16 protein-coding genes are annotated in these 16890 nt (G+C 59.5%); 9 read left to right on the top strand and 7 right to left on the bottom strand.

All coding sequences use genetic code 11. The features are described 5' to 3' along the window. Positions 1–30: 30 nt before the first annotated feature. On the top strand, positions 31–912 hold the full coding sequence (locus ACZ3HH_RS08095; protein WP_465803882.1) for a LysR substrate-binding domain-containing protein: 882 nt from the start codon (positions 31–33) through the stop codon (positions 910–912). 169 nt (positions 913–1081) lie between these two features. On the opposite strand, the gene ACZ3HH_RS08100 is transcribed toward ACZ3HH_RS08095, so the two are convergent. Together ACZ3HH_RS08100 and ACZ3HH_RS08105 are read right to left on the bottom strand one after the other, a co-directional pair. Further along, positions 1082–1696, bottom strand: coding sequence for an NAD(P)-dependent oxidoreductase (locus ACZ3HH_RS08100; RefSeq protein ID WP_465803884.1), 615 nt, complete (start codon positions 1694–1696; stop codon positions 1082–1084). A gap of 191 nt (positions 1697–1887) precedes the next feature. Then, positions 1888–2769 carry an MBL fold metallo-hydrolase gene (locus ACZ3HH_RS08105; protein ID WP_465803885.1) on the bottom strand — a complete coding sequence of 294 codons (882 nt, stop codon included), beginning with the start codon at positions 2767–2769 and terminating at the stop codon, positions 1888–1890. A 114-nt stretch (positions 2770–2883) separates the two neighbouring features. Here ACZ3HH_RS08105 and ACZ3HH_RS08110 point away from each other — a divergent pair, with 114 nt between their 5' ends. After that, positions 2884–3789: a LysR family transcriptional regulator gene (locus ACZ3HH_RS08110; protein ID WP_465803887.1), complete on the top strand. Its 906-nt coding sequence runs from the start codon at positions 2884–2886 to the stop codon at positions 3787–3789. A gap of 187 nt (positions 3790–3976) precedes the next feature. Continuing rightward, positions 3977–4198, top strand: a complete 222-nt coding sequence (locus tag ACZ3HH_RS08115) for a hypothetical protein (RefSeq protein ID WP_465804054.1) — start codon at positions 3977–3979, stop codon at positions 4196–4198. Between the two features lie 120 nt (positions 4199–4318). On the opposite strand, the gene ACZ3HH_RS08120 is transcribed toward ACZ3HH_RS08115, so the two are convergent. After that, complete coding sequence (locus ACZ3HH_RS08120; protein WP_465803888.1) at positions 4319–5230, bottom strand: helix-turn-helix domain-containing protein; 912 nt, start codon at positions 5228–5230, stop codon at positions 4319–4321. Positions 5231–5418: 188 nt separating this feature from the next. On the opposite strand from ACZ3HH_RS08120, the gene pobA reads away from it, so the two are divergent. Both pobA and ACZ3HH_RS08130 read left to right on the top strand, forming a co-directional pair. Continuing rightward, the gene (gene pobA, locus ACZ3HH_RS08125) at positions 5419–6603 is read left to right on the top strand and encodes a 4-hydroxybenzoate 3-monooxygenase (RefSeq protein WP_465804046.1); all 1185 of its coding nucleotides are present in this window, start codon (positions 5419–5421) and stop codon (positions 6601–6603) included. A 78-nt stretch (positions 6604–6681) separates the two neighbouring features. Then, the gene (locus ACZ3HH_RS08130) at positions 6682–8199 is read left to right on the top strand and encodes an MDR family MFS transporter (RefSeq protein WP_465803889.1); all 1518 of its coding nucleotides are present in this window, start codon (positions 6682–6684) and stop codon (positions 8197–8199) included. Between the two features lie 135 nt (positions 8200–8334). Here the strand turns inward: ACZ3HH_RS08130 and ACZ3HH_RS08135 are convergent, their stop codons facing one another. The 4 genes from ACZ3HH_RS08135 to ACZ3HH_RS08150 all read right to left on the bottom strand — a co-directional run bounded on the left by ACZ3HH_RS08135 (position 8335) and on the right by ACZ3HH_RS08150 (position 12442). Beyond that, a complete protein-coding gene (locus ACZ3HH_RS08135) occupies positions 8335–9183 on the bottom strand; it encodes a cache domain-containing protein (protein WP_465803891.1) in 849 nt (282 codons plus the stop codon). Between the two features lie 304 nt (positions 9184–9487). Then, positions 9488–10357 (bottom strand): ATPase, encoded by an 870-nt coding sequence (locus tag ACZ3HH_RS08140; RefSeq protein ID WP_465803892.1) that lies wholly within the window; start codon positions 10355–10357, stop codon positions 9488–9490. A 116-nt stretch (positions 10358–10473) separates the two neighbouring features. Then, the gene (locus ACZ3HH_RS08145; protein ID WP_465803893.1) at positions 10474–11466 is read right to left on the bottom strand and encodes an NAD-dependent epimerase/dehydratase family protein; all 993 of its coding nucleotides are present in this window, start codon (positions 11464–11466) and stop codon (positions 10474–10476) included. An 82-nt stretch (positions 11467–11548) separates the two neighbouring features. Then, complete coding sequence (locus tag ACZ3HH_RS08150; RefSeq protein WP_465803894.1) at positions 11549–12442, bottom strand: LysR family transcriptional regulator ArgP; 894 nt, start codon at positions 12440–12442, stop codon at positions 11549–11551. Between the two features lie 96 nt (positions 12443–12538). Here ACZ3HH_RS08150 and ACZ3HH_RS08155 point away from each other — a divergent pair, with 96 nt between their 5' ends. The 4 genes from ACZ3HH_RS08155 to ACZ3HH_RS08170 all read left to right on the top strand — a co-directional run bounded on the left by ACZ3HH_RS08155 (position 12539) and on the right by ACZ3HH_RS08170 (position 16863). Further along, positions 12539–12940 carry an ACT domain-containing protein gene (locus ACZ3HH_RS08155; protein ID WP_465803896.1) on the top strand — a complete coding sequence of 134 codons (402 nt, stop codon included), beginning with the start codon at positions 12539–12541 and terminating at the stop codon, positions 12938–12940. A gap of 5 nt (positions 12941–12945) precedes the next feature. Beyond that, entirely contained in the window at positions 12946–13548 is a 603-nt protein-coding gene (locus ACZ3HH_RS08160; RefSeq protein ID WP_465803897.1) for a LysE/ArgO family amino acid transporter, read from the top strand. 176 nt (positions 13549–13724) lie between these two features. Next, on the top strand, positions 13725–14321 hold the full coding sequence (locus ACZ3HH_RS08165) for a superoxide dismutase (protein ID WP_007898423.1): 597 nt from the start codon (positions 13725–13727) through the stop codon (positions 14319–14321). A 493-nt stretch (positions 14322–14814) separates the two neighbouring features. Further along, positions 14815–16863, top strand: a complete 2049-nt coding sequence (locus tag ACZ3HH_RS08170; protein WP_465803899.1) for a putative bifunctional diguanylate cyclase/phosphodiesterase — start codon at positions 14815–14817, stop codon at positions 16861–16863. Positions 16864–16890 lie beyond the last annotated feature (27 nt).

Consider the following 16890-nt stretch of genomic DNA (forward strand, 5'->3'; position numbering starts at 1 on the left):
CCATGTCCTCACGTCATACCTTGGATCCCAATGAAACGATTGCCTCCCCTGCCGGCGCTGCACACTTTTCTGATCACCGCGCAGTGCTGCAACTTCACCCGGGCCGCCGAACAACTGCACATCACCCAAGGCGCGGTGAGCCGACAGATCGCCGGGCTGGAAGATCATCTGGGTTATGAGCTGTTCATTCGCCAGGCGCGGGGCTTGAGCCTGACTGCCGAAGGTCGGGAATGGCTGCCACGGGTGCAGCAGATTTTTGGCCTGATCGACGAGGCCGTGGAGCAGATCGGCGAGAAGCGCGAAACCCTGCAACTCAAGGCGCCAACCTGCGTGATGCGCTGGCTGTTGCCACGCCTGTTGCAGTGGCAAAAGGAACGCCCGGATGTACCGGTGGAATTGACCACCACGGTGAAACACGGCGTGGATTTCCATCGTGAACAGTTCGATGCGGCGGTGATGTATGGCGCGCCGCCGGACAGCTCACTGGCCTCCCGGCATCTGTTCGATGAGCAACTGACGCCCGTGTGTTCCCGACCGATGCTTGAAGGGCCGATGGCTTTGCAGACACCGGCCGATCTGCAACAGCACTTGTTGCTGCACCCCACCCGCGATGAGCGGGACTGGAACGCCTGGCTGAAGGCTGCCGATATTCGGCTGAGCAATGTCGGCAAAGGTCAGCATTTCGAAACCCTGGACCTGGCGATGTCGATGGCGTCTCAGGGGACAGGTGTAGCGATTGGCGATTGGTCGTTGATCGGCGATGACCTGAGTGCCGGACGGCTGGTCATGCCTTTTGACTTGAAGGTGAAAACCGGGTTGGCGTATTACCTGGTGTTCCCCGAAAAACCGGAACCTTCGCCGAAGTTGCGTGAATTGATGGGGTGGTTGGTGGAGCAAGCGCAAAGTCGCTGAAACCCAAAAAGCATCGCGGGCAAGCCCGCTCCCACAGGATATCCACTGTCCTGTGGGAGCGGGCTTGCCCGCGATGGAGGCCGTACAGTCGACATCAATGTTGAATGTGAGTCCGTCTTCGTCGGATCGCCGCCCGGAGCCGGCTCGCTCCCACAAGTGATCAGTGAACTCAATACCCGACAGTAAACCGCTGACGGGAATGCTTCGGTGTTTCCACTTCATCGATCAGCGCAATCGCGAAGTCAGCAAAGGTAATCCAGCTACGGCCCTCTGCACTCACCAGCAAGTCATCCGTGCCGACCCGAAACGTGCTGGTGCGCTCACCTTCGACAAACTCTGCCGACGGCGACAAGAACGTCCAGTCCAGGTCCTTTTCCTGACGCAAGGTATTCAGGAACGCAGCACCGGCGCTGGCCTCGGCCTTGTATTCCTCCGGGAAACCTTCGCTGTCGATCACCCGAGAGCCATTCGGCAGCAACAGCGAACCGGCACCGCCGACCACCAGCAGCCGTTTTACCCCGGCCTTCTTCACCGGCTCGATGACCGCGCTGGCAGGGATGGTGGAGAAGTGCGCAGCGCTGATCACCGCATCATGCCCGGCCACGGCGGCTTGCAATGCAGCAGCGTCGAGCACGTCCACGTTTTTGCTCACGACCCCGGCACGCGGGCTGATTTTCGAGGTGTCGCGGGCGATGGCAGTGACGCTGTGACCGCGACGCAAGGCTTCTTCCAACAGTTGGCTACCGGCACGACCGGTGGCACCGATGATTGCAATGTTGCTCATGACGTTTCTCCAGTTGGCTTGGGTGAATCTGTATTGATTTGTGTGGCACGGGGCGACACAGAACCTGTGGGAGCGTGGCTTGCCCGCGAAGAACGATGACGCGTAATACCTGAAAAACCGCGGTGCCTTCTTCGCGGGCAAGCCACGCTCCCACAGGATTTTCGTCGCCCCCCTCGCCACTGCTCAGCGAATCACCACTTCATCTCGCCCTTGGCGACTTTGGCGCTCAGCTCCAGCGAGCTTTCTTCGCCCAGGGTCGGGTAGCGTTTTTTCATTGCGCCGATCAGTTCGGCAGCGTCTTTCGCCTTGGCGGTTTCTTCGTCGAACGCCTTGATGTAATCGGCGGTGAACTGCACCGCCGCCAGAGAACGCGCGCTCTCACCGAGGTAGTGACCCGGCACGATGGTGTTCGGCTTCAGCGCTTCGATCGCCTGCAACGTCGTCAGCCAATCGGCATGGGATTGCGCGGTCTGGGTGTCGGCCATCCACACGTGAATGTTTTCAGCGACGACCACGCCACCGACCACAGCCTTGATCGACGGGATCCACACAAAGCTGCGATCCGGCTGCTTGCCGTCCAGGCCGATTACCTGCAATTTCTGCCCTTCCAGCATCAGGCTGTCGCCCTTGAGCACCTGCGGCACGATGGTTTTGTTCGGTACGTCGGCGCCCATTTTCGGACCCCAGAATGCCAGTTTGCCGTCGACGGTTTTTTTGATGTGATCAACCGTCGGTTGCGAGGCCAGCACTTTGGCTTTCGGGAACGCTTTGGTCACGGTGTCGAGGCCGAAGTAGTAATCCGGATCACCATGACTGATGTAGATGGTGGTCAGTTGCTTGCCGCTGGCGCGGATTTTTTCCACCACCTGTTCGGCCTGGCCTTTGCCAAATTGTGCGTCCACCAGAATCGCTTCTTTCTCGCCGCTGACCAGCACCGAGGTCACCGGGAAGATCGCGTTGGTGCCAGGGTTGTAGACGTCCAGCGTCAGGGTGGATGCCGCAGCGGCATGGGCCGCGAAGCCGAGCGTGGCGGTTGCCAGAAGAATGCGTTTGATTGAAGTGAAGCCGATCATCTGTTGCTCCGTTGTCCGAATGCCGTGCTTGGCGATGGGACAGAGCTTAGTTGCCTGGTTCGATACAAAAAATGCGATGCTTGAACATAGTTTGTTTCTGAAAGCGGGCAAATCATGGATCGTCTACAAGCAATGCGGGTGTTCGTCACGGTGGTGGACCTGGGCAGCCAATCGGCCGCCGCCGATCACCTGGACCTGTCACGGCCGGTGGTTTCCCGCTATCTGGCGGAGCTGGAGGATTGGGTCGGCGCACGCCTGATGCACCGCACCACGCGCAAATTGAGCCTGACCGCCGCCGGGACGGAAATTCTGCCTCGCTGTCGGCAGATGCTCGATTTGTCCACCGACATGCAGGCCGCGGTCAGCGAGCCGGACGACGCACCGCGAGGCCTGTTGCGGATCAGCGTCAGCACCTCGTTCGGCCAGGCGCAACTGGCGGACGCCATGGCGGCCTACGTCAAACGTTACCCCGGCGTCAGCATCGATATGCAAATGCTCGACCGCACGGTGAACCTGGTGGATGAACGCATCGACCTGGCCATTCGCACCAGCAATGATCTGGACCCAAACCTCATCGCCCGGCGGCTGACGGTCTGCCGCTCAGTGATCTGCGCTTCCCCCGCGTACCTGCGTGAGCACCCGACACCGCAACGGGTCGAAGACCTCAGCCTGCACAACTGCCTGACCCATTCCTACTTCGGCAAGAGCCTCTGGCATTTCGAACAGGACGGCGAGCCAGTCTCGGTGCCGGTGCAGGGCAACATCAGCGCCAACGAAGCCAGCACGCTGTTGCGCGCGACAATGGCCGGGGCCGGCGTGGCGATGCTGCCCAGCTATCAGGCGGGTGTACATATCCACAGCGGCGAATTGATCCGCTTGCTGCCCCAGGCCGTACCGAGGCAGATGAATATCTATGCGGTGTATGCCTCACGCAAACACATGCCGGCGGCGTTGCGCAGCATGCTGGATTTTCTGGTGTTGAGGTTTCCGGAAGAGCCGGAGTGGGATATCGGTCTGTAAACACCTCTCCTGTGGGAGCTGGCTTGTCGGATCGCCGCACCGCTGCGATGGCGTCGTCACATTCAACAATGATGCTGACTGACAGTCCGCTATCGCTGGCAAGCCAGCTCCCACAGGGGACATCATCGTTCTGAATATCGGGTTACATACAAAACCGGACTTGCTAGCAACTCACCGGCGCTGACCTATGCTCAAAGTAGTACCGAAAGGTATTCGTTCAGAGGTCAACGCCATGAACATCAAAACAAAAAGATACCTCGCCATTTTCATCACTTGTGCGGCGACGCTGGCGCTGTATGGCACAGCCGCCTGGCGTGTCGAGCAGTTACGAAAAGTGCCCCGTGATTACGCGAGCTGCAACCTCGAGCGCTGCATTCCCCACAACGCGACCCTCAACGCCCTCCGGTAACGAACACACACCTGTGGCGAGGGAGCTTGCTCCCGTTGGACTGCGCGCAGTCCCATTCTTTTTGGGGATAAGGGGGGCCGCTTCGCAGCCCAGCGGGAGCAAGCTCCCTCGCCACAGGGGTCAGGCCTCGTTGTCCTGATCGGCATGGTCCTGATCAGCCTTCAAGCGGTCGCGAAAGGCCTTGGGCGATATCCCCACGCGACGCCTGAACAGGCGTGTGAAGTTGGTCGGATCGGAAAACCCCAACACGTCGGACATTTCATAAATGGTCATGCTGGTGTAGGTCAGCAAGCGCTTGGCCTCCAGCAATTGACGCTCATGCATGATCTGCAATGCCGGTTGCCCCGCCAGCTCACGGCATGTGCCGTTGAGATGGGACACGGAAATCCCCAGACGATGAGCCAGGTCCTCGACCTTGACGTGCTGACGATAGGTTTCTTCCACCAGCTGAATAAAGCCGTTGAGATATTCCCGAGCCCGCTGCGGACGCTGAGTGGCGGTTTGGCGCTGAATCACCTGACGGCTGACCCACACCATGATCACGCTGACCAGCGAATGCATGAGCATTTCCCGTGCCGGTTGATGGCCGGTGTATTCGCTTTGCAGCGCTGAAAACAGGCTGTTGAGGTACTCGCTGTCCTTGCCCGCCGGGTAGCTTTCGGCTTGTGCCAATGCGTTCACCGAATGGCCCAGTTGTGCTTGCAGGTGGGCGATCAGCGGCGCGGCCAGCGTAACGACGAACCCTTCGACGTCCTCGGAAAACCGATAACCATGCACCGATAACGGCGGCAGAATCAGGATGGCCGGCTCGGTCAATTGTGAGCGTTTGCCTTCGATCTCAAGCTCTGCCTGGCCTTTGAAGACGAAGAGCAACTGACACAAATCGGCGTGGCGATGGGGTTTGATTTCCCATTGATGTTCGCGGCTGCGTTTGGAAATGGTTTCACAGTGCAACAAGTCAGGGGTCGGCCAGTCCAGGCTTTCACCGTAGAGTTTGAACACCGGAATCGATGGCAGGTCAGGCTTGTTCATCACTTCAATCCAGGCCTCGAGGGTAACGGGGCGATAATCGCACCGATTGGCAGAATGTACAGGTATCGGCTCAGTTTTCCCCTTCAATTGACAGACTCGCAAGTGAAAAATGCAAGTACTCGATCCATAAAAATCATTCACCGGTCTTGGCCGTGTGGAGCTTGCGAGTCATAAAAACAATGAAAACACTGAAAACCCAAGTCGCGATCATCGGTGCCGGCCCCTCTGGCTTGCTGCTCGGCCAATTGCTGCATAACGCCGGCATCGACACCCTGATCCTCGAACGCCAGACCCCGGATTATGTGCTCGGACGCATCCGCGCCGGTGTCCTCGAACAAGGCATGGTAGAGCTGTTGCGTCAGGCCGGGGTGGGTCAGCGCATGGACGCCGAAGGGCTGGTGCATGCAGGCTTCGAACTGGCCCTCGACGGGCGCCGGGTACACATCGATTTGCAGGCGCTGACGGGCGGCAAAACCGTAACGATCTATGGCCAGACCGAGGTCACCCGCGATCTGATGGCCGCTCGTCGGGACGCCGGTGCGCAGACGATCTACGAAGCCAGCAATGTCGTCCCCCACGGCATGAAAACCGCTGAACCCTTTGTCACCTTCGACAAGGACGGCGAAACGTATCGACTCGATTGTGACTACATCGCTGGCTGCGACGGTTTCCATGGCGTGGCGCGGCAGTCGATCCCTGCTGACTGCCTGAAGGTGTTCGAGCGGGTTTATCCGTTCGGCTGGCTGGGGATTCTCGCCGACACGCCGCCGGTGCATGAAGAGTTGGTCTACGCGCGGCATGAACGGGGTTTTGCGCTGTGCAGCATGCGTTCGCCGACACGTACCCGTTACTACCTCCAGGTTCCAGCCCAGGACAAAGTCGAAGACTGGTCCGATCAGCGCTTCTGGGATGAGCTCAAATCCCGCCTGCCGGCCGCCCTCGCCGACACGCTGGTGACCGGCCCGTCAATCGAAAAAAGCATCGCGCCGTTGCGCAGTTTCGTGGTCGAACCGATGCAGTACGGGCGGATGTTCCTGGTCGGCGACGCCGCCCACATCGTCCCGCCCACCGGCGCCAAGGGCCTGAACCTGGCGGCCAGCGACGTCAGTACGTTGTTCAATATTCTGCTGAAGGTTTACCGCGAAGGCCGTGTGGATTTGCTGGAGAAGTATTCCGAGGTCTGCTTGCGGCGGGTGTGGAAAGCCGAGCGGTTTTCCTGGTGGATGACCTCGATGCTGCATCGCTTTGACGAGCACGACGCGTTCAGCCAGCGCATCAGCGAATCGGAGCTGGCCTATTTTGTGGACTCCGAGGCCGGCCGAAAAACCATCGCGGAAAATTACGTTGGGCTTCCATACGAGGCTATCGAATAGCTTCCTACCGACTTACACTGGCGAGCATTCCGGCTCGCCTTGCCACTGCGGGCCCATCACTGCCCGCAGGTTTTACCCGTGACCAATCTCAACCAGCCTGAAACGCCCAAACCGGCCATTCGCAGCGTGCTGATCGCCCTGATGCTGGCGATCTTTCTGGGCGCGCTGGACCAGACCATCGTCGCCGTGTCGATGCCGGCCATTTCCGCGCAATTCAAGGATGTCAGCCTGCTGGCCTGGGTGATTTCCGGGTACATGGTGGCGATGACCGTGGCGGTGCCGATCTACGGCAAACTCGGCGATCTGTATGGCCGCCGCAAGTTGATGCTGTTCGGCATGGGGGTGTTCACCCTGGCGTCGTTGTTCTGCGGCATGGCGCAAAGCATGGAGCAACTGGTGCTGGCGCGGATCCTACAGGGCATCGGCGCCGGCGGGATGATTTCGGTGAGCCAGGCAATCATTGGCGACATCGTTCCACCTCGCGAACGCGGTCGCTATCAGGGTTACTTCAGCAGCATGTACGCAGTGGCCAGCGTGGCCGGCCCGGTTCTCGGTGGCTACATGACCGAATACCTGTCCTGGCGCTGGGTGTTTCTGATCAACCTGCCATTAGGCCTGGGTGCCTGGCTGGTAGCCCACCGCACGCTGGTGGGGCTGCCGGTGCCACAGCGCAAGCCGATCATCGACTACTTCGGCACATTGCTGATGATCATTGGCCTGACGGCGTTGTTGCTGGGCATTACTCAGGTCGGCCAGGGTCATTCGTGGCGCAGCACAGAAGTCTCGGGTTTGCTCGGTTGTGCGGTGGTGGTGCTGGCGGTGTTCGTCTGGCATGAACGGCGGGCGCGGGAACCGTTGCTGCCGATGCATTTGTTCGCCAACCGCAGCGCGATTCTTTGCTGGTGCACGATTTTTTTCACCAGCTTCCAGGCGATTTCCTTGATCGTGCTGATGCCGCTGCGCTTCCAGAGTGTCACCGGCGCCGGGGCCGACAGCGCTGCGCTGCATCTGTTGCCGCTGGCCATGGGTTTGCCGATAGGCGCGTATTTCGCCGGACGCCAGACCTCGGTGAGCGGTCGTTATAAACCGATGATCCTGACTGGCGCCCTGCTAATGCCGTTCTCGATCCTGGGCATGGCGCTCAGTGCGCCTCAGGCGTTTGTGCTGAGCAGCCTGTTCATGTTGCTCAGTGGCATCGCCAGCGGCATGCAGTTCCCGACATCGTTGGTGGGCACGCAAAACTCGGTGGAACAACGGGACATCGGCGTCGCCACCAGCACCACCAATCTATTCCGTTCCCTGGGTGGCGCGGTGGGTGTGGCGTTAATGTCGGCGCTGCTGCTGGCGTTGTTGCAGGATTCGAGTTTCGCTCACTTGGCCGGCTCGTCGTTAATGGCCGAAGGGAGTTCGGGGAATGTCTTGCTCGATGGTTTGAACGCCGCACCGGGGGATGCACAAAACGCCTTGCGCGCTGAGCTGTTGCTGACCTTCCGGCATTTGCTGATGGTCAGTGCGGCGGTGTCGCTGCTGGGGCTGGCGGCGGCGATTGCCATGCCGAACAGAGTGTTGCGGGGGCGGGAGGACACGGTTCGGTAGTGGGACCGAGTCGCCTGCAATCGCGAGCAGGCTCGCTCCCACATTGGATCTCGGCCGTATGCAACATCTGTGACCAATGCAGATTTACTGTGGGAGCGAGCCTGCTCGCGATAGCGGTCTTTCAGTCACCTTGAATCAAGGGCTGTAATACCCCACCGCCACCAGAAAATGCCCGACCTTTTTCAGGTAGGCATGCTTGTCTTCCACTTTTCCAGTCACCGGGTTTTTCCAGCGGTATTCGTATTCACCGTCATCCTGTTTGGCCATCAGCGCCAGAATAGGCTCGCCCACCGGTTTGCCTTCCGGGTCTTTGATCTTGCTGAAATCGGTGTTGATCAGTCGTAGATTGGTGCCATGGGCCACATAACGCCCGGTATCCAGGTCGACGACAAACACGTACAGGTCATCCTGCAAGTAACCGCCCTTGAGGGAGTTGATCGCTGTGAGCGTGCCCTTTTCGTTTTTGGCCAGATCGACCGCTGCTTTATCGAGCAACGCTTGCGCCTGTTGCGGCGAGGCCCGTGGCAGGTAGTAACCGACCGCCAGAATCCGTTGGCCGATGCGCTGATAGAACACATGCTTGCGTTCAACCTTACCGTCGGCCCAGTTCTGCCAGCGGTATTCGGCCTGCTGAATGCCGTTGCCCTCCGGCACTTTCAAGGCGTCCTTGAAGGCTTTTTGCACATCCGGCCCAAGCACCTCGGACACATCACGACCGATCAACGCCGAAGATGGCCCGCCGCTGGCGAGCATCACGCCCTTGGTGTCGACTACGAAGACATAGCGATCCTTGTCGACAAACTCGCCCTGACGGCTGAACGCCGCGAAAGCCTTGTCACCTTGCTCGTGGTAATAGGCCAGGGCTTTTTCCAGCAAGGCTTTGGCGGCCTGGCTGTCAGCGTTTTCCGTCGTGGCGGCGTGAATCGGCCCCAGGCACAGCAAAAGCAACCCGCCCAGCCAGGCTAGCTTGTGAAGAACCCCCATTGCGCATTCCCCGTTCTTATTAGTGTTTCAAGAGCGTAGACGGCTTGGGGCTATGTATGAATATTCAGGAAACGGTGGGGAGGTCTGTGCTTTGAAGGGCCTGTGTGGCGAGGCGCTTTTCTGTGGCGAGGGAGCTTGCTCCCGCTGGGTGGCGCAGCCGCCCCAAACCCATTCAACACAATTCTTCAGGTAATCCGCGGTGTCTGATTTGCGACTGCTGCGCAGCCGAGCGGGAGCAAGCTCCCTCGCCACAAAAGCCCCACACCACGGCCCCACTCCCCACAGGCCCCATCACTGCATCGGGCTATTGAGGCCGGGCACGCAGCTGTTGCTGCAGATTCTGAATCTGCGCCTGCAGGGTGTTGATGTTGCGGGTGACCTGGCCGCGGAAGGCGTCGAACTCAGCAATGTTGGTGCCACCTTGTGCGGCGGCCGGGCGGTTGTCCTGCTGGCTTTTGAGCACGATCATGTCTTGCTCCAGGCGCTCGATGGCGGCGCTCGGGTTGTTTTGTTTCTTCAGCGCGACGATGTCAGCGCCCAGGCTTTTGAGTTGGGCGTCGAACTTGCTGGTATCGTCCGGCGCGTTCTTCAATGCGGCCAGTTCGCCGCTCAAGGCTTTGACCTGGGCCTGCAACTGAGCATTGGCGGTTTGTTGTTCGGTGGCTTGCGCGGTCATTTGCGCCAGGCGCTTGTCCAGATCGGAGGTCTGGCCGAGTACGCCTTGCTGCTGTTTGCTCTGGTCCTGAAGCTTGCTTTCCAGCTGCTTGCTCTGGTCCTGGAGTTTGCCTTCGAGCTGTTTGATTTGCAGCTTCAACGCTTCACTGCCGGTGTTGACGTTGGACTGGCTGGCCACGACCTTGCCGGAAATATCCTGCAAGCGCCCCGCCGCTTCCTCACTGATGCGCGCGAAACTTTCCTGGGTCGCCACCAGTTGCTGTTCCATCAGCGAGATCTGCTGAAAACTCCACCAGGCAAGGCCGGCGAAGGCAAAGAACAACGCGCCGACCAATGCCCACAGAGGGCCAGTGCTCGGGCCTTTGACCTTCACCACCGGCGTGGTGCGCGAATGCACGGAAGTGCGAGCGGTGGTCGGAAAATCATCGTCATCGAGGCTGTCGGCGCGCAGGCTCGGGACATCGTCGAAGTCGTCGTTGGCATCGTTACGCATGGGCATTAGGGTCAACCTTTGTGGAACGCGGTGATGGCTTGATGCGGCGAAGTATAACCCCCGCTGCCGCACCGGTTGACCCTGAACCCCGAACTCGGTTCAGTAAGGGCCACCCTTGTGTGTCAGCGAATGTCCTGAGCCTTCCACCAGCCGCAGAATTCATCGAGGGCGGTCCAGAGGCTGACTTTCGGATCGTAGTCCAGATAATGCCGCGCGCGGCTGATGTCCAGGGTGAAGTTTTTGTTCATGACCTGCATGCCCAGCCGCGACAACGTCGGCTCGGGACGACCTGGCCACAGCTTGCACACGCCCTCGTTGAGCGCGGCAAGGCTGTAGGCCAAACCGTAGGAACGGTAGCGGGTAACCTGTGGGACATCCATTTGGCGCATCACGTAATTGACCACATCCCACAACGGAACGGGCGCTCCGTTGCTGATGTTGTAAGCCTTGCCCAAGGCCGAACCGCTGGCCAGCAAGCTGCTGAGCAACGCTTCATTGAGGTTTTGCACGCTGGTGAAATCGACCTTGTTCAGGCCATTGCCGATAATCGCCAACCGCCCCTTGCGCTGCATCTTCAGCAGTCTGGGGAAAATGCTCATGTCGCCGGCGCCCGTCACGAAGCGCGGGCGCAGGGCAAGGGTTTCGAGGCCGAATTCCTGCGCACCGAAGACTTTTTGCTCGGCCAGGTATTTGGTCGCGGCATAGGGATGTTTGAAACGCTTGGGCACCTGGTCTTCGGTCAACCCCAGACGATCGCGGCCATCGAAGTAGATCGAGGGCGAGGACAAGTGCACCAGGCGCCGCACCCGCTGTTTCAGACAGGCCTCGACCACGTTCTCGGTGACCTCGACGTTGCCTTGATGAAAGTCCTGATACCGCCCCCACAAACCGACAGCGCCGGCGCAATGGACCACGGCTTCGACGTCTGAACACAGGTCGCGCGCCAGTTGCGGGTCGCTCAAGTCGCCCTGAATGAACTCGGCGCCACGGCGCACCAGATGCTCGACGCTCTCGGCCCGGCGACCATTGACCCGCACGTCCAGGCCCTGCTCCAGGGCGAAACGCGCAAAGCGTCCACCAATGAAGCCGCTTGCGCCGGTGACCAGAATCTTCATGAATTGCTCCGAATATTTCGTTTTGCGTTTTGCGCTTTGCATATTGCGTAGGGCGTAGGGCGTGAGGTCTTGACGCTGCCCGTCAGTCCAACGGCACCAGCCATTGCTTCGACGAGCGCACCAATTGATCGGTGAGTAACCCCAACAGCTGACCGCCGTTGCGCCAATGATGCCAGTACAGCGGCACATCGATCGGCTTATCTGGCAAAAGCTCCTGCAATTGGCCGCGTTCCAGTTGCTCGCGCACCTGCAATTCAGGCACCAGGCCCCAGCCAAGCCCTGCTTCCGTGAGACGAAGAAACCCTTCGGACGATGGGCATAAATGGTGTTCGAAACCGCCATCCACACCGACGGATGCGAGGTAGCGATGCTGTAGGAAATCGTCCGGGCCAAATACCAGAGCCGGGGTTTTGGCCAATTGATCGGCGCGTACACCTTCGGGAAAATGCCGGGCAATGAACGCCGGACTCGCCATCGCACGGTAGCGCATCGCCCCCAACAGAACGCTGCGCGCACCGGCCACCGGCCGCTCACTGGCACAGACACACCCCGCCACCTCGCCTGCGCGCATGCGTTTAAGGCCGACGGTCTGGTCTTCTACCACCAAGTCGAGCAACAGATGTTGTTCCGCACAAAAGTCCCCCACCGCCTCGGCCCACCAAGTGGCAAGGCTGTCGGCATTCAGAGCGATACGCAGGCGTTCCGGCAGGCCTTCTTCGTCCAGCGCCGGGACCAACGTTTGTAGATCACGCTCAAGCAATCGCACCTGCTGCACATGGTTGAGCAATCGCCGGCCAATCTCCGTCGGCGCTGGAGGTGTGACCCGCACCAGCACCGGTTGGCCGACCCGTGCCTCCAACAGTTTTATCCGTTGGGAGATGGCCGATTGAGACAAACCCAGCACCTGCGCGGCGCGTTCGAATCCGGCCTGTTCGATTACGGCGGCGAGCGCGGAAAGTAATTTGTAGTCGAACATCAGTTTTCCTAATGGGCGATCAGCACTATTGGTTTTTCTTATACAGCCTTCAACCGGAGAATGGCCAGCAAGAACTCTTGAACAAGGATCACCGACATGGCTGGCGAAACGTCATTGGCAACCCTGCTGCGCAGCATGAGCCCGCAACTCAACGATGGCGAATACGTGTTCTGCACGTTGCGCGACGGCAAGCTGCCCGCCGGCCTTGAGATTGTCGGCAGTTTTCGCGAGCGGGAAGGCCTGACAGTCATTCTGGAACGTTCCCACGCCCAGAAGGCCGGTTTCAGCTTCGACTATGTCGCTGCCTGGATCACCTTGAACGTGCACTCGGCCCTTGAAGCCGTCGGCCTGACCGCCGCGTTCGCCACGGCACTGGGCAAGGCCGGCATCAGTTGCAACGTGATCGCCGGGTATTACCACGACCATTTGTTCGTCGGCCAGGCCGATGCCGAACGCGCCCTGCAAGTACTGCGGGATCTGGCGACCAACGCGGAGTAAAACGTATGTGGCAAAGCTATATGAACGGCCTGTTGGTGGCCGCGGGGCTGATCATGGCGATCGGCACCCAGAATGCGTTTGTGCTGGCGCAGAGCCTTCGGCGCGAACATCACCTGCCGGTGGCGGCGCTTTGTGTCATCTGCGATGCGTTGCTGGTGGCTGCCGGGGTATTCGGCCTGGCGACAGTGCTGGCGCAAAACCCGACTCTATTGGCCATCGCCCGTTGGGGTGGCGCGGCGTTTTTGCTGTGGTACGGCAGCCTGGCGCTGCGTCGGGCCTGCTCGAAACAAAGCCTGCAACAGGGTGAAAATCAGACGGTCCGTTCATTGCGGGCGGTGCTGCTGAGTGCGTTGGCGGTGACGCTGCTCAACCCGCACGTTTATCTGGACACCGTGTTGCTGATCGGTTCTCTCGGCGCACAACAAACCGAGCCCGGTGCTTATGTGGTGGGCGCGGCCAGTGCGTCATTGTTGTGGTTTTTCACTTTGGCCCTTGGCGCGGCATGGCTCGCACCGTGGCTGGCGCGGCCAAGCACCTGGCGAATCCTCGACTTGTTGGTCGCCGTCATGATGTTCACCGTAGCGTTCCAGTTAATCATCGCTTCATGATTTATTCCAAAAGGCTCTGGAACCTCTATTCCACACAGTTGTTGCGTGGTTATGCCGCACCCCCGGTGCTATGATCCGATCCCTGCGCCGCAAAGAGTACAAACTCCCCGGCGCATGTCTGGCCGCCCGTGATCGGCCTTGCGCTCACCGCAACTGACCTGATTAGGAGAATCATCATGGCTTTCGAATTGCCGCCGCTGCCTTACGCACACGATGCCCTGCAGCCGCACATTTCAGAGGAAACTCTGCAGTACCACCACGACAAGCACCACAACACCTATGTCGTGAACCTGAACAACCTGGTGCCAGGCACCGAGTTCGAAGGCAAGACCCTGGAAGAAATCGTCAAGACTTCCTCGGGCGGTATCTTCAACAACGCCGCTCAGGTCTGGAACCACACTTTCTACTGGAACTGCCTGGCGCCAAACGCCGGCGGTCAACCAACCGGCGCGCTGGCTGATGCCATCAACGCAGCGTTCGGTTCGTTCGACAAGTTCAAGGAAGAGTTCAGCAAAACCTCCATCGGCACCTTCGGTTCCGGTTGGGGCTGGCTGGTGAAAAAGGCTGACGGTTCTCTGGCCCTGGCCAGCACCATCGGCGCCGGCAACCCTCTGACCAGCGGCGACACCCCGCTGCTGACCTGCGACGTCTGGGAACACGCTTACTACATCGACTACCGCAACCTTCGTCCGAAGTACGTCGAAGCGTTCTGGAACCTGGTCAACTGGAAATTCGTGGCTGAGCAGTTCGAAGGCAAAACCTTCACCGCTTAAGCTTCGCGCCAGTCAAGAAACCCGGCTTTTGCCGGGTTTTTTTATGGGCTGGGGAAATGGGTACATCCCTACAGCCGCCTTCGCGGTCAGCCTCGCTCCTACAGGGGAGCTGTCATACACAAAATCTGTGTACGACCAAATCCTGTGGGAGCGGGCTTGCACGCGAAGAACGATAACGCGGTCCATACCATTTCATAGTTGGATTGGGGGCTCCCATTCCGGGAACATTCCCACAACGCGAGAGGCATTCGCCCTCTTGCCCCCACATCACAGCCGTCTAACATCAACCACAAGGAAAAATTGTCCCGTTCCCCTCAAGTTGAGGGCCTCAACAACCGACACAGTACTAATAGGGCAAATACTCCAAACAACAGCATATCGGCCAAGCTACCGGCAAAATCCCCTGGGTTGGAATGTCCCTTTGACTGACATCACGGGATTGCCAATACTCATGGCAACTTGACGCTACCCGCACGGAACAAGGAATAACCCTTTGAAGCTGGAACTCAAGAACAGCTTGTCGGTGAAGTTGCTCCGGGTCGTGCTCCTGTCGGCATTGATCGTCGGCGTAGTCTTGAGCTGCGCGCAGATCGTTTTCGATGCCTATAAAACACGTCAGGCCGTAGCCAGCGATGCCCAGCGCATCCTCGACATGTTCCGCGACCCCTCGACCCAGGCCGTCTACAGCCTGGACCGGGAAATGGGCATGCAGGTGATCGAAGGCCTGTTTCAGGACGACGCCGTGCGCATGGCCTCCATCGGCCACCCTAACGAAGCCATGCTTGCGCAAAAAACCCGTGAACTGCAGCACTCCAACAGCCGCTGGCTGACTGACCTGATCCTCGGCAACGAACGTACCTTCACCACCCAACTGGTGGGCCGCGGGCCCTACAGCGAGTACTACGGCGACCTGAGCATTACCCTCGACACGGCCACCTACGGCAAGGGCTTCATTGTCAGCTCGGTGATCATCTTCATCTCTGGAGTATTGCGCGCCCTGGCCATGGCCCTGGTGCTGTATCTGGTCTATCACTGGTTGCTGACCAAACCGCTGTCGCGGATTATCGAGCACCTGACCGAAATCAACCCGGACCGGCCCAGCGCCCACAAGATTCCGCAGCTCAAGGGTCATGAGAGAAACGAGCTGGGCGTCTGGATCAACACTGCCAACCAGTTGCTCGAATCCATCGAACGCAACACTCACCTGCGCCACGAAGCGGAAAACAGCCTGCTGCGCATGGCCCAGTACGACTTCCTCACCGGTTTGCCGAACCGCCAGCAATTGCAGCAACAACTGGACAAAATCCTCGTCGACGCCGGCAAATTGCAGCGTCGGGTTGCGGTGCTGTGTGTCGGGCTCGATGACTTCAAAGGCATCAACGAACAGTTCAGCTATCAGACCGGCGACCAGTTGCTGCTGGCCCTGGCCGATCGCCTGCGGGCTCACAGCGGTCGCCTCGGTGCCCTCGCCCGTTTGGGTGGCGACCAGTTCGCACTGGTCCAGGCCGACATCGAACAACCCTATGAAGCGGCCGAACTGGCCCAAAGCATTCTTGATGATCTGGAAGCGGCGTTCGCCCTCGATCATCAGGAAATCCGCCTGCGCGCCACCATCGGCATCACCCTGTTCCCCGAGGACGGTGACAGCACCGAGAAGTTGCTGCAAAAAGCCGAGCAGACCATGACCCTGGCCAAGACTCGCTCGCGCAATCGCTATCAGTTCTATATCGCCAGCGTCGACACAGAAATGCGTCGGCGCCGCGAGTTGGAAAAAGACCTGCGCGATGCCTTGATCCGCGACCAGTTCTACCTCGTTTATCAACCGCAGATCAGCTACCGCGATCATAGCGTGGTGGGCGTCGAGGCGTTGATTCGCTGGCAGCACCCCGAACACGGGCTGGTGCCGCCGGACCTGTTTATCCCGCTGGCCGAGCAGAACGGCACCATCATCGCCATCGGCGAATGGGTGCTGGATCAGGCCTGCAAACAATTGCGCGAATGGCACGATCAGGGTTTCGACCTGCGCATGGCGGTGAACCTGTCCACCGTGCAATTGCACCACGCCGAGTTGCCGCGGGTGGTCAATAACCTGCTGCAGATGTACCGCCTGCCACCGCGCAGCCTGGAGCTGGAAGTCACCGAAACCGGCCTGATGGAAGACATCAGCACCGCCGCCCAGCACTTGTTGAGCCTGCGTCGCTCCGGCGCGCTGATCGCCATCGACGACTTCGGCACCGGTTATTCATCACTGAGCTATTTGAAAAGCCTGCCGCTGGACAAGATCAAAATCGACAAGAGCTTCGTTCAGGACCTGCTCGATGACGACGACGATGCGACCATCGTTCGCGCCATCATCCAGTTGGGCAAGAGCCTGGGCATGCAGGTGATCGCCGAAGGCGTGGAAACCGCCGAGCAAGAGGCCTACATCATCTCCGAAGGCTGCCATGAAGGTCAGGGCTATCACTACAGCAAACCGCTGCCGGCACGGGAGTTGAGCGCCTACCTCAAACAGGCGCAGCGCAGTAACGCGGCCATCCTCTGAAACAGCCTTTGAAGGAGCTGGCGAAGC

This window comes from Pseudomonas sp. PME37.24/025 (genome assembly GCF_055556615.1).